Genomic DNA, 13,280 nt, shown 5'->3' with positions numbered 1-13,280 from the left:
CGCGGTGATAACACGGTATTACTACTATATTACTACTTTATTAAGAAGGGTGTTGATGATAAGCTTATAAAAACAACAACATGAACGCAGCACTGCGTTCAATATTTTATTATAAAATTGGAGGCCGTATGGTTGACCTTGACAAAGCAAAACAACGATTACTTGACCTAAAACAAGAATACCAAACTCGCGTGTATAAAATCCAACATGATATGCAAAATCCTGATACGGATATGACCCAAGATTGGGATGACCAAGCGGTGATTAATGAGCAAAACGATGTACGTAAAAACTTGCTAGTCGAAGCCCAGCAAAACCTTGAATTGGTGAATAATGCCTTACTTCGTATCGAAAATGGAACTTACGGTATTTGCGCTGTGAGTGGTGAAGAAATCGAACCTGAGCGTCTAGAAGCAGTACCCTTTGCGACCACCTGTATGAAACACGCTAAATAGCTTACAAAACATACCAAATAGCTGATTTTGGTAGTCTTTCACCCATAAAAAAGCAAGGAAAGTTATCCTTGCTTTTTTTTCAAAAAATCAGTCAATTAATTGCGAATTGATTAGGTGAATCGGCGCATGCTTAAATTAGCAATAATATTTTCTGCATCGTTCCAGCGGGTTTTTGAGTCATTGGCGCCCAATAACACTACGATGGCTGGACGATTACCGACATTGGTTTCAAATAAAACACAGTTACCCGCTTCACGAATATACCCTGTTTTTGATAGGCCAATATTGTATAGACCATCACGCACCATGTAATTGGTACTGCGCGCCGCAACCGTGCGATAACCTGAATTGATATTATTTACCCCAAATTGGCGGCTAGGTGTGGTACTAAACTGGCTAATTAAATTATGCTTATAAGCATAGCGCGCCAAAATTGCCAAATCACGCGGTGACGCCACATTACGAGAATCCAAACCCGATGGATCATAATAACGGGTTTGCGTCATCCCCAGTTCACGCGCTTTTTGGTTCATACGGCTGATAAAATTGTCATAGCCCATAGGGTCAGTACGTGCTAATGCTTTAGCCGCGGGATTTTCTGATTTCATCATCATCATCAGTAGCATTTCAGCACGATTAAGCTGATCGCCAACTTTTAGACGGTCACTGCCCGATTGTTTTGGGGTTTTGAAATCTAATGGACTAATCGTCAATGTTTCGCCCATGTTAGCGCCTGATTCCGCCACCACCACAGCCGTCATCAATTTACTGATTGACGCAATCGGACGGGCGATATCAGCATTTTTTTCATAAATGGTATTGCCCGTTAACGCATCCACTACCAAAGCACCTTTAGAATTGGCAAAATAGCTGCCCGAAGCCCGCGTGCTATCTTGAGACCATGCAGGATTATAGCTATCATCCTCACTGTATGCATTGTTATAGCTATTATAATTACCGCTATTAAAACTTGTCGTCTGTGGCGTGCTGTTATACATGATGGCACGGGCTTTGTCTAAACTACCCTGCCCACCCCAACTAACTTTAGCTTGGCTACCTGTCTGCATATTTAATTCAGCATTACTTTGTACGCCAACCAGTGCAATGACAGCACCTAACAACGTTTTCTTTAACAATGTTTTCATTTCAACACTCTCAATCAAATCATGGTTAACTTGCTGTTGGATAAAGCATACAGTTACCAAAACTACCAATATATTTACGAAGAACAGATGAACAACCATACCTTAAGCCTAATAGCCATTAAAATCAAGCTGTTAAAAGTTACAAAATCTAACAAGAATAACGGATTGATTACGCAAGACTGATTTAAATTTACGATGAGTAGTTTAGCACAGTACAAATGTTACGCATGTAAAAAAGTAAAAAAAGCGTTTAGCTAATACAATAATAAAACCATAAGTAACAATAGGTTAAGATATCTTTTAATAAAAAAGCTGACATATTACTATGCCAGCTAATTTATAATTTAACGATGATTTATGGTTTGAAACTGTCTTTTAAGGTCACAATACGGTTAAACACCAAATGCTCTGGTGAATAATCTTTACTATCTGCCACAAAAAACCCTTCGCGTTCAAATTGAAAACGCTCGCCTGCATTGACTTGTGATAAAGAAGGCTCGACAATGGCATCTACTTCACGTAGTGAATTGGGATTAATCTCTGCGGCTAAATTATTGATGTCAATTTTGGCGGGGTCTTCTTGGTTAAACAGCTGCTCATACAGACGGACTTTGGCAGGTTTGCCCAAGCTTGCCGACACCCAATGTATCACACCTTTAACCTTACGACCTTCTGGATTGTTGCCCAACGTTTTTGGGTCAATAGTCGCTGTTAACCCCACTACTTCACCTTTGTCATCGGTGATGTGATCCTCAATCTTTAACACATAGCTATTGCGTAAGCGAATTTCTGGGTTTTGCGGTGACAAACGTTTATAGCCTTCAGGCGGCGTGATTTCAAAATCCCCTTTATCAATATAAATTTCTTTGGTAAAAGGAATGTCACGCATACCTTGGCTGTCATCATGGCTATTTTTAGGCTGGGTCAACCATAAAACCCCATTGTCGAGTTTAGTTTTTACACTGTCTTTTTTAAGTGCTTCAACATTGGCAACCGCTTCATCAAAATTGGTAATGGTCACTTTTAGTGGGCTTAGCACCGCCATGGAACGATTCACATGCTCTAATGAGTTACGGATACTAAACTCGAGTAAGCCAAAATCGACCACACCGTCTGACTTGCTGACGCCTACACGGTCACAAAAATCCCGTAAGCCTTCAGGGGTATAACCACGGCGGCGCATACCGGCAATCGTCGGCATACGCGGATCGTCCCAACCGCTCACCAAGTCATCTTCAACCAGTTTTTTGAGTTTGCGTTTACTGGTCAAAATATGGTTCACGTTTAGGCGTGCAAATTCATATTGGTGTGGTTCTTTGTCAAAGCCCACTTTATCTACCACCCAATCATAAAACGGACGGTGGTCTTCAAATTCTAGGGTACAAATCGAATGCGTAATACCTTCGATTGCATCTGACAACGGGTGAGCATAATCGTACATGGGATAAATACACCAATCATCGCCTGTTTGGTGATGCGCTTGGTGCATGACACGGTACAAAATCGGATCGCGCATATTCATATTGGGGCTTGCCATGTCGATTTTGGCACGAAGCACCGCTTCACCATTGCCATATTTGCCTGATTTCATATCGTCAAACCGTTGCAAATTCTCTTCAACACTGGCATCACGGTAAGGTGAGTTTTTGCCTGCTTGACCAAAATTGCCGCGGTTTTCACGAATATCCTCAGGACTTTGCAAATCAACATAGGCATCGCCTTGTTTGATTAATTTCACCGCCCAATCATATAACTGACCAAAATAACTGGACGCATAGCGCGCCTCGCCTGTCCAGTCAAAACCAAGCCATTTGACATCATCTTTGATATTATCGACAAACTCCTGATCTTCCGCATCAGGATTGGTGTCGTCAAACCGTAGGTTACACAGCCCTGCAAACTCTTTAGCAAGCCCAAAGTTGAGACAAATAGATTTGACATGACCCAAATGTAAATAGCCATTGGGCTCAGGTGGAAAACGGGTCACAATCTGGCTATATTTTTGCGAAGCAAGGTCATCGCGTACAATCGCACGGATAAAGTCATTTTTTTCACTATTGGCTGCTGTATCGTTGGTTTTTGTATTTTTGTCGGTCGTCGCCGTCATTTGGTTGCCCCTTACCTATTACAAAAATGGTGAACTAATCTGCCATTCTAGCAGTTTTTTGACATCGAAAAAACTTAAATGAATTTAATTGAAACATTTAATTTTGCCAACTTTGCAAACTAAATACTGACTTTTTGATTGAAAATCGCTAGGATAGCCACAACAATTGCAAGATACGTTTTTTTAACCATAAAAACCATTAGGAGCACACAATGGATATGCCATATGTAGAATTAGAAACCACCATGGGTAACATCGTTATCGAACTCAATCAAGAAAAAGCCCCCAATACCGTGGCAAACTTCTTAGAATACGTCAAATCAGGCCATTATGATGGCACGATTTTTCACCGCGTCATTGACGGTTTTATGATTCAAGGTGGCGGTATGGACGCCAACATGACAGAAAAATCTACCAATGCCCCAATCCAAAATGAAGCAGATAATGGCTTAAAAAATGAAGTCGGCACGATTGCAATGGCACGTACTTCTGACCCACATTCAGCGACTGCGCAATTTTTTATCAATGTAAAAGACAATAGCTTCCTAAACTTTTCTGGCAAAAACCCACAAGGCTGGGGTTATGCGGTATTTGGTAAAGTGACTGAAGGCATGGACATTGTCAATAAAATCAAAGGTGTACCAACTGGTAAATACGGTTTCCACGCTGATGTGCCAACCACGCCTGTGGTGATTACCCATGCAAAAGTAATTGAGAAATAATTTTTTTGTATGCAAAGTTTTGCAGATTTGGTCACCGATAATCCCTCCGCCATTACGCAGGTTATTATCAGTGACTTACATTTGAGCATGAATGAGCCTGCCACTAATCCTTTAGGGCAGGCTTTTTTAGATTTTTTAGATAAATTGGCTTTATTGCCCAATCTAAAACAGTTTTTTATTCTCGGTGATTGGTTTGAAGCTTGGTTAGGAGATGATGTTGCCGATACAGATACCCTAATAGATGCGCTGCAACCGATTATAGCAAAGCTCAAAACATTATCCGATAAAAACTGCCAAATTTTTGTCATGCATGGTAATCGGGATTTTCTGCTTGGGCAGCAATTTTGCGACAAGTTTGGCGGGCAATTGATTTTTGAGCCGTTTTATTTGACGTTAAATGGCAAAAAAATCCGCCTAGAACATGGCGATGCGCTGTGCACCGATGATAAAGGTTACCAACGCTTTCGCAAAATCATCCAACATCCTATCACTAAAAAAATTTTGCTCGCGCTACCCATCAAAAAACGCCAACAAATCGCGCAAGATTTACGCCAAAAAAGCAAAACTGATAATGCCAAAAAATCCTTGCAAATCATGGATGTCAATGAACAAGCCGTCAAACAAGCCTTGCAAAAAGCCGATATACTGATTCATGGGCATACTCACCGCCCTGCTGTTCATCAAATTGGCGATAAACAACGGTTAGTGCTCGGCGATTGGCGGATTAGAGATAATCAGGTACTTGCTGAAATTTGTCTTATTGATGAAACCTCGATTATCTTATTACCACTTTAGTCATCTTTAAAATTTTTTGACTATTAATAGAGGCTCTTTTAAAGTCCTGCTTCAATGAGTCTATTTCTGATTTCGTCAAGTGATTTTGGTTTTTTGAAATGCCCGAGTTCACCGCTTGTGAGGTATTCGAGAGGAAAGTGAAATTCATTTTGCCACCATTGAGCTAAATCAGGATGTTTAAGCTGAATTAATTGTATCATTTTTTGGGTTGGAACAATATCAAAAAAAGGTAATTGATAGCCAGTTAATACAACTGCTTGAATTACCTTACCGCCCATTGTTTCTATATAGCCTTTAAGTCCTGCTAATGTACCACCCATCGCCACTGTATCATCAACGATTAAGTATTCTCGACCACGTTCAACTTCGCCAGTAAAAATAGCTTGTCTGACGATTCGCTCATAAGCACTAGCCTTAGTATGGTTCGCTTTTACAGCTTGTACGATGTCAAAGGTGATGGGCAGATTTAACTCATTGGCAAGAATTTGACCAAATACCATTGGAAGTCTATTATTTCCCAAAAATTCTATCGCTAATACAGGAGCGATAATAGGAGATTTTCCTTGTAAGCAATGCTTGATACTTGCTATATCCTTTTGTGTCATCAATTGAGTTAAAAGTTTAATAGCGGATAATTCATTACCCGATTTAGCTTGTATATACAGGTCTTCATCGAGGTTTTTCAATGTATTTAAAGCATATAACACCAAAATGGGTGGAAAATCCACCCAAGTTGTTCTTTTAGCATATATACTATCCATGATATTGCTTAAACAACCGCTTTCACGGCTTGAATGACCGCATCAGTGGTGATGTTAAAGTATGGGAACAAGTCTTTAGCAGGGGCAGACTCACCAAAGGTGGTCATACCCACGACTTTACCATCAAGCCCTACAAACTTGTACCAATAATCGATATGGCTGGCTTCAACCGCCACACGCGCACGCACTTGGGGTGGTAACACGCTGTCACGGTAGTTGATTTCTTGTTTGGCAAACACTTCAGCACAGGGCATTGATACGACGCGCACGCCCAAACCTTCGGCAGTCAACTCAGTGTAAGCATTCATGGCAAGCTCAATCTCTGAACCTGTGGCGATGATGATGGCACGTAGCTCGCCTTGTTCTTTGGCTAGTATATAGCCACCTTTGGCAATATTGGCTACTTGTTCGATATCTCGCGCTTGGTGCGGTAGGTTTTGACGGCTAAAAATCAGCGCGGATGGGGTTGATTTTGCTTTCAAGGCTTCTACCCATGCCACGGCTGACTCGACCGTATCACAGGGTCGCCAAGTATGTAGATTTGGGGTAGCACGCAGGCTAGCAAGCTGCTCGACAGGTTGGTGAGTGGGTCCATCTTCACCCAGACCGATTGAGTCGTGCGTATAGACATTAATGACGCGTTGTTTCATCAAAGCTGACATACGCACCGCATTGCGCGCATATTCCATAAACATCAAGAACGTCGCCACATACGGAATAAAGCCGCCATATAAGGCAATACCATTGGCAATTGCCGTCATACCAAATTCACGCACACCGTAGTGAATATAGTTACCTGCCGCATCATCTTCGAGCGCCTTGGCATTTTTAAACCAAGTCAGATTTGACCCTGCCAAATCAGCAGAACCGCCCAGCAGCTCTGGCAATAATGGCTGTAAGGCATTGATTGAATTTTGGCTGGCTTTACGCGTTGCAATGTTTTCTGGGTTATTTTGACACGCCTTGATAAATTCCTGGGCTTGTGTCTCAAAATTTGCTGGCAAGTCACCATTCACACGGCGAAGCAATTCACTGGCAAGCTCTGGGTAAGCGTCTTTATAAGCATCGAATTCACTTTCCCATGATTGTTGTAGTGCTTGACCTTTAACTGTACAGTCCCACCCTTCATAAATATCGTCTGGAAGTTCAAAGGCTTCGTGATCCCACTTGAGTGCTTGACGGGTAAGCAAGATTTCATCCGCGCCAAGGGGTGCGCCATGTGAGGCCTCCAAGCCTTGCTTGTTGGGTGAACCTGCGCCAATCACGGTTTTACAGATAATGAGTGATGGTTTATTTTTTTCAGCTATCGCATTTTGGGTCGCTTGGGTGATGGCATCGGTATCGTGACCATCAACTTTTTGCACTTGCCAGCCATAGGCTTCAAAACGTTTTTGGGTGTCATCTGAGAACCAGCCTTCGACGTCACCATCAATCGAAATACCATTGTCATCATAGTATACAACCAATTTTCCCAGTTGCAGCGTACCGGCTAATGAGCAAACTTCATGGCTAATACCTTCCATCAAACAGCCATCACCTAAAAAGCAATAGGTTTGGTGGTCGATGACTTGGTGACCGTCTCGGTTAAATTGCGCGGCTAGGGTTTTTTCTGCAATCGCAAAACCTACAGCGTTGGCAATCCCTTGACCCAAGGGACCTGTGGTAGTTTCCACACCTGCGGTGTAGCCATATTCAGGGTGACCGGGGGTTTTAGAGTGCAATTGGCGGAAATTTTTGATATCCTCAATGCTAACGTCATATCCTGTCAAGTGCAGCAAAGCATACTGAAGCATTGAGCCATGACCATTTGAAAGCACAAAACGGTCGCGATTTAGCCAATTTGGGTCGGTTGGATTGTGCTTTAAAAACTTACGCCATAACACTTCAGCGATATCTGCCATGCCCATCGGCGCGCCTGGATGTCCAGAATTGGCTTTTTGCACCGCTTCAAAAGCTAGGGTACGGATGGCGTTGGCAAGACGACGTTCAGAAATTGGGGTTGTCATTGGCTTTCCTATATTACAGAATTAGTTACAGAATTAATTGCAGAATTAAATTTTGTCGTATGTAACATGCTAAAAATAAAACTGTGACAAATTTTATCACAGTTTTGGGTCATTTTTTTAGCTTTAACCGTTTAGTTTGCTCGGCTTTCAAATAAAAGCAAAATGGCAAAAGATGAAATTTTCTGTCAAATTACTTGTTAGCCGACAATTTTTGGTTCAAATTTTCTAAACGCTCAAGCGTGCCCACATCGACCCACGCATCGCTCAGCAAATCGCCAATTACCAAACCTGCTTGCATGGCTTGTTTGAGTAGTGGCGCAAGCGGCGCAGTCTCACCTGCCTTGACCGTATCCAATAATCTTGGTGACATCACGCTAATCCCTGCAAAAGTATATTTTGGTGTGCCATCTGCCTTGACCTTGCCATTTTCTAAGGCAAAATCACCCGTTGGGTTGTGCGTAGCTTGGTCGGTGAGTAGCAAATAAGCCTGCGAATCGTTTAACTGAAGCTGGCTTAGTTGAGCAAAATTAAAAGGCGTCCACACATCCCCATTGACCAAAATAAATGGCTGGTCTTTTAATTTACCAGTAGCCAAAGCCATCTTGATACCGCCTGCTGTCTCAAGCGGTTCTTCTGGCTCAATCGACCAATGAATGGTGACACCGTATTGACTGCCATCCCCGATTGCATTTAGCAGTTTATCCGCAAGCCATGACACATTGATGGTGATATCAGTGATACCGGCTTGTTTGAGTGCTTTGATATGCCACACGATAAGCGGTTGCCCGCCGACTTCGACAAGTGGCTTTGGCGTGGTCAAAGTTAAAGGGCGCAGCCGAGTGCCTTTACCCGCGGATAAAATCATGGCTTGGGTGATGGTGGTTGTCATGGGGTTTTATCCTTGGATTTTTTGATGAAAAGCAGGTTCAACAACGGCTGTCATCCAATCAGCAAATTTATCAAAAGTATGATGCTCATCCCTTTGGCTGATAGCTTTTAGACAAGTTAATAAATTATTGAAAACTTTGGGCAGGTTGACCAAATAACGGTCTTTGCCATCTCGCTCAAACAAGCGTACAAAGATTCCCAATACCTTGAGATGACGCTGCATACTCATGATATTAAAATCCACAGTAAACTCTGCCAAGCTTTTGTCAATTTGCGCCAATTGATAATAATGAGCCAGATGCGTGTTGACCCATGTTTCATCATAATTGATATAGGCATCTCGCAATAAAGACGCCAAATCATAGGTATAGGCTCCGATGACAGCATCTTGAAAATCAATCACGCCCAACTCATCGCTGTGATTTAATACCATCAAATTACGGCTGTGAAAATCACGGTGCACCACCACTTGAGGCTGCGCGATGACTTGCTGGATAATATCAGACTGCAAATCTTGCCACAGCGTCTCTAAGTCTGGGGTCATCGTCACGCCGATATAGCGTAAAAACCACTCGCTAAACAAGCCCATTTCTCGGCGCAGCAAGGCATCGTCGTAACTTGGGATAACGGCTTTGGCGTCATTGATGTCAATTTTTTGAATCGCCAAAATTTCCTGCATTGCCTGCTGATAATAGCGCGCAGTTTTTGCCAGCTCGCCTGCATCCGTTAAATCCTTGGCAATGACATCGGCAAAATCCGTATTTCCCAAATCCTCAAGGACGATAAAACCTTGCTGTTCATCCGTGGCAATCATTTTTGGCACATGCACATGACCTGCCATTAAGTTGTCCACGGCGATAAATTCTTTTACCGATTCTTTTTCTGGCGGCGCATCCATCACGATATAGTGTTGATTGTCGACGGTTAAGCGATGATAGCTGCGAAAGCTGGCATCACCAGGTATTTTTTCATGCTGCAATGATTGATTTGGAAAAACTTGGGTTAACCAAGTGTGCAGCTGTTGTTCCCGTGACTGTTGTTCAAGTGGCTGTTGTTCATATGAGTGTGGTTGACATGGCTGGTCATCTGATGGCGAAGCTGTGCTATCGGAAGGGTCTTGGTTGGCAAGTTGTGCGGCGGGATGGTTCATAAGGTGGGCTTACTCAATAAAAATAAGTTATGCTACCGAAAATCTGCGTATCTCTCAAGTGGCGTCTATCATGTTTGCAATTTTAAACATCTTTTGCAATAGTATATTGATGACGCTAGTGATATGATGTGAAGGTTTTTATATTGCGTCTTTGGTAAATGTCTAATGAAAAAATCTGTGAAATTGTCGCCTATTTCGTCAACTTCTAATCGTTTAACTTCACATTCGTCTTTGCCAACCCAGCCCACACGCCTGCATCAATCATTACACCAAATTTATCGACACACCAACGTTTTAGCGATGACGCTTGGGGCAATGTTTACTACTTTGTATTCAACCTCAGCGCTTGCGGTGTTGCCGACAGCAGCCGTGACTGAATCGAATGATGCAACGACAGCACAAAGCACAGCAGCTAAAAACATTGAGTCACAGAATATTGAGACACAAAGCACTGAATCACAAAGTATTGAAAAACAAAACCTTGATACCTCAGCTGCAAAGCCCGATACCGATAGTAGTATCGCCACCACAGCAGACAGCGTTACTACTGTCGATGTAACCACCAATCAAGGTATCACACCGATTAGCGCGCCTGACATCAAACCAAACTCTGCGCGTACTCGACTCAACTTTACCCCAAATCAACAGCAGCAAGCCAGTCTAGATAAGCTCAAAACCTTTTATCAACCCAAAACCCCGCAAACCACGGACGATACTAACGCCACGGTTGCTAATCCAAATTTACTGAACCCGCTCGCGCCTGATAGTCAACAGTCAGGTGCTCAATCAAAAACAGGTAGCCGAAAAAAAGACGCCATGTGTCATGGCAACTGGGTATATCCCACCTCGACCATTTATCAACAACAGGCATTAGCGGCAGCCGCTACCGATAAGCCCAATAGCAGCTTCCCAATTTATGCGTCGTCTGACTATGGGTATTATGACAATGAAAATTACGCTGAATTGTCAGGCGATGTGCAAATCAACCAAGGTCGTCAGCAAATCTCTGCCGATAAAGTGGTCGTTAACGTGCAAGATGGCATTGCGGCCGCTCAAGGTAATGTTTTGTTGGTCGATGCCGCGCAAAGCATCCAATCGACAGACGGTAACCCACGTGTAAGCCTTAAAGATAGCCCAAAAGGGGGGCTGATTACCGTTGCCGACGAACTGGCGTACCAAACGGATAGCAGCAAAGCAACCGCCAAAGATGTGGCGTTTGCCAGCGTGCCCCTACAAGCGTATGGTTATGCCAAACGGCTTAATAAAGTCGATGAAAGCCGCGTTGAAATTGACGATGTCATGTTTACTACCTGCGCGCCTGACAATCCGACTTGGCAAATCAATGCCAAAAACATCGATATCAATACCGACACGGGTCGCGGTGAGGCCTATAATGCCACGTTAAAAGTCAAAAACACCCCGGTATTGTACCTACCGTATTTCAACTTTCCGATTGACGATCGCCGCACCAGTGGTTTTTTGTTACCACGCGGCGGCTTTAGTACAGAAGGGAGTTTTAATGTACAGTTACCTTATTACTTTAATCTAGCGCCAAATTACGATGCCACTGTCACGCCAACCATTTTTACTGACCGCAATCCGATGTTGACAGGTGAGTTCCGCTATCTGACAGAAAAATTTGGTTATGGTAGCTTGACAGGTTCTTATCTGCCAAACGACAAACAATATAATGATGAAGACCGTAAGCGCTTTTATTATAATCATCATTGGCAGTCAAAAGATATCCCTAACCTGTCCATTGATGCGCTATACCAGTATGTCTCAGATCCTAAATTCTTAAACGATTTTGAGACCTTGGGTGACGAAACCGTTCAATTAAATTTACCGAGGCGCATTCAAGCCAATTATTACAATGACTATTTGACTGCGCTTGCCAAGATTGAAACCTTTCAAACACTGGATCGTAATTTAACCAATTCAGAAAAAATCTTGGACAAAGACAAACCGTATGACCGTCTGCCGCAGTTATCGGTCAAATATCGTGTGCCTTGGGTGACCCAATTTGATTTGACGGGTATCAGCGATTTTGCCTATTTTAAACGCCCAATCGATGATGGCTCTGCGCCTGAGCAAAGTGGTGGCAGACTGTATAACAAACTCACTGCCGCCTACCCAATGATGCGGACTTGGGGATATGTGACCCCGTCAGTAAGTTTACAGCACCTTTATACCCAATTTGACCAAGAATCAGCCGACGCCAATGGACTGGATAAAAATAGCAAAAGCCAATCTATTTTTGTACCGCAGTTTAGTATTGACAGTGGCTTAAATTTTTTTAAAGCAGGCACTCCGTTTGGTAAATTTGATGACTCCTTAGGCGGCTATCAGTTATTAAGCCCGCGCCTAAAATATGTGTACTCGCCCTATAAAGACCAGACTGACGTACCCAACTTTAATACCCGTTTGGCATCGCTCAATTTTTCGCAATTGTATGAAGATTCATGGTTTTTGGGATATGATCGCCTGCCCGACAACAATCATCTAACCCCATCATTAAATTATCGCTATATTGATGGCAATGGTTTGACTCGCTTGGATGCTAGCGTGGGTAAACAAATTTATTTGAGTGATATTCGGGTACATCTTGACAATACCGATGATGGGTTAAAAATTGACAATACCGGTACCGTTTTTCAGGTAAGCACCCAACCGCGTCAAGATTTTTGGGTGGATTTAGATGGCTCGGTTGATGACAACGCTGATTTAAACTATATCAACACCCAATTTCGTTATGCGCCAACTTACAATAGCCTTTATAACTTAGGGTATATCAAACGCAATGAGAGTATATTTGGACAAAAAGCCCTCTCTGCTTTCACAGGCTCTGCTGTTTTGCCTATTAATGATAATTGGCAGTTTTTAGGGGCTGTCCAATACGACAATGAGAAAAGTCGTTTTAGTGATGTGTTAGCGGGCTTTACTTATGATAGCTGTTGTTATGGCTTATCGATTTATGCTCGCCGTTATTATGATGAATTAAGTGATAAAGACAGTGCTGACCACGCCATCATGGCAGAAATTAGCTTAAATGGGTTATCCAACAAAGGTGACGGTCGACTGGCTAGCTTGATGCGTAATCGGGTATTGGGTTATGACCCTAGATACTAAATGCCTTTTACGCAAAAAACTGCCTAAAACTTGACGTTTTTTAGGATTTATTATGATACAGACATACGCTAGCAAATATTATTGTATAAAATGACCCAAACTTTACAACATCACTTAGCAAT

Annotated in this window: 10 protein-coding genes; 4 read left to right on the top strand and 6 right to left on the bottom strand. The window is 42.6% G+C overall.

What is annotated here, in order from left to right:
• Positions 1 to 128 precede the first annotated feature (128 nt).
• Entirely contained in the window at positions 129 to 455 is a 327-nt protein-coding gene (locus RTS09_RS01395) for a TraR/DksA family transcriptional regulator (RefSeq protein ID WP_203171832.1), read from the top strand.
• Between the two features lie 110 nt (positions 456 to 565).
• On the opposite strand, the gene RTS09_RS01390 is transcribed toward RTS09_RS01395, so the two are convergent.
• On the bottom strand, positions 566 to 1,600 hold the full coding sequence (locus RTS09_RS01390; RefSeq protein WP_312524366.1) for a D-alanyl-D-alanine carboxypeptidase family protein: 1,035 nt from the start codon (positions 1,598 to 1,600) through the stop codon (positions 566 to 568).
• 355 nt (positions 1,601 to 1,955) lie between these two features.
• Entirely contained in the window at positions 1,956 to 3,707 is a 1,752-nt protein-coding gene (locus tag RTS09_RS01385) for a glutamine--tRNA ligase/YqeY domain fusion protein (RefSeq protein ID WP_312383496.1), read from the bottom strand.
• A 212-nt stretch (positions 3,708 to 3,919) separates the two neighbouring features.
• Here RTS09_RS01385 and RTS09_RS01380 point away from each other — a divergent pair, with 212 nt between their 5' ends.
• Both RTS09_RS01380 and RTS09_RS01375 read left to right on the top strand, forming a co-directional pair.
• Positions 3,920 to 4,429 (top strand): peptidylprolyl isomerase, encoded by a 510-nt coding sequence (locus RTS09_RS01380; RefSeq protein WP_060994994.1) that lies wholly within the window; start codon positions 3,920 to 3,922, stop codon positions 4,427 to 4,429.
• A gap of 9 nt (positions 4,430 to 4,438) precedes the next feature.
• The gene (locus tag RTS09_RS01375) at positions 4,439 to 5,224 is read left to right on the top strand and encodes a UDP-2,3-diacylglucosamine diphosphatase (protein ID WP_312533559.1); all 786 of its coding nucleotides are present in this window, start codon (positions 4,439 to 4,441) and stop codon (positions 5,222 to 5,224) included.
• 38 nt (positions 5,225 to 5,262) lie between these two features.
• Here RTS09_RS01375 and RTS09_RS01370 read toward each other — a convergent pair whose 3' ends face one another.
• From RTS09_RS01370 to RTS09_RS01355, 4 genes are all read right to left on the bottom strand, one after another.
• Positions 5,263 to 5,985 (bottom strand): phosphoribosyltransferase, encoded by a 723-nt coding sequence (locus tag RTS09_RS01370; protein WP_227522682.1) that lies wholly within the window; start codon positions 5,983 to 5,985, stop codon positions 5,263 to 5,265.
• 8 nt (positions 5,986 to 5,993) lie between these two features.
• Complete coding sequence (gene tkt, locus RTS09_RS01365; RefSeq protein WP_284033981.1) at positions 5,994 to 7,991, bottom strand: transketolase; 1,998 nt, start codon at positions 7,989 to 7,991, stop codon at positions 5,994 to 5,996.
• A 190-nt stretch (positions 7,992 to 8,181) separates the two neighbouring features.
• Entirely contained in the window at positions 8,182 to 8,880 is a 699-nt protein-coding gene (gene murU / locus RTS09_RS01360; protein WP_312533554.1) for an N-acetylmuramate alpha-1-phosphate uridylyltransferase MurU, read from the bottom strand.
• 6 nt (positions 8,881 to 8,886) lie between these two features.
• Positions 8,887 to 10,029, bottom strand: coding sequence for an aminoglycoside phosphotransferase family protein (locus RTS09_RS01355; protein WP_312533551.1), 1,143 nt, complete (start codon positions 10,027 to 10,029; stop codon positions 8,887 to 8,889).
• A gap of 165 nt (positions 10,030 to 10,194) precedes the next feature.
• On the opposite strand from RTS09_RS01355, the gene RTS09_RS01350 reads away from it, so the two are divergent.
• A complete protein-coding gene (locus RTS09_RS01350) occupies positions 10,195 to 13,158 on the top strand; it encodes an LPS-assembly protein LptD (RefSeq protein WP_312533545.1) in 2,964 nt (987 codons plus the stop codon).
• The last annotated feature ends 122 nt before the right edge of the window (positions 13,159 to 13,280 follow it).

The organism is Moraxella sp. CTOTU47618 (genome assembly GCF_032017425.1).
Classification (GTDB): Bacteria; Pseudomonadota; Gammaproteobacteria; order Pseudomonadales; family Moraxellaceae; genus Faucicola; species Faucicola tetraodonis.
Note: the sequence above shows the minus strand (reverse complement) of the source record. Positions and strands in the feature narration are given on the sequence as shown.

Excerpts from the sequence above, each read along its gene's own strand:
- RTS09_RS01395 (WP_203171832.1), top strand. The coding sequence starts at position 129 with ATGGTTGACCTTGACAAAGCAAAACAACGATTACTTGACCTAAAACAA.
- RTS09_RS01390 (WP_312524366.1), bottom strand. The coding sequence starts at position 1,600 with ATGAAAACATTGTTAAAGAAAACGTTGTTAGGTGCTGTCATTGCACTG.
- RTS09_RS01385 (WP_312383496.1), bottom strand. The coding sequence starts at position 3,707 with ATGACGGCGACGACCGACAAAAATACAAAAACCAACGATACAGCAGCC.
- RTS09_RS01380 (WP_060994994.1), top strand. The coding sequence starts at position 3,920 with ATGGATATGCCATATGTAGAATTAGAAACCACCATGGGTAACATCGTT.
- RTS09_RS01375 (WP_312533559.1), top strand. The coding sequence starts at position 4,439 with ATGCAAAGTTTTGCAGATTTGGTCACCGATAATCCCTCCGCCATTACG.
- RTS09_RS01370 (WP_227522682.1), bottom strand. The coding sequence starts at position 5,985 with ATGGATAGTATATATGCTAAAAGAACAACTTGGGTGGATTTTCCACCC.
- tkt (WP_284033981.1), bottom strand. The coding sequence starts at position 7,991 with ATGACAACCCCAATTTCTGAACGTCGTCTTGCCAACGCCATCCGTACC.
- murU (WP_312533554.1), bottom strand. The coding sequence starts at position 8,880 with ATGACAACCACCATCACCCAAGCCATGATTTTATCCGCGGGTAAAGGC.
- RTS09_RS01355 (WP_312533551.1), bottom strand. The coding sequence starts at position 10,029 with ATGAACCATCCCGCCGCACAACTTGCCAACCAAGACCCTTCCGATAGC.
- RTS09_RS01350 (WP_312533545.1), top strand. The coding sequence starts at position 10,195 with ATGAAAAAATCTGTGAAATTGTCGCCTATTTCGTCAACTTCTAATCGT.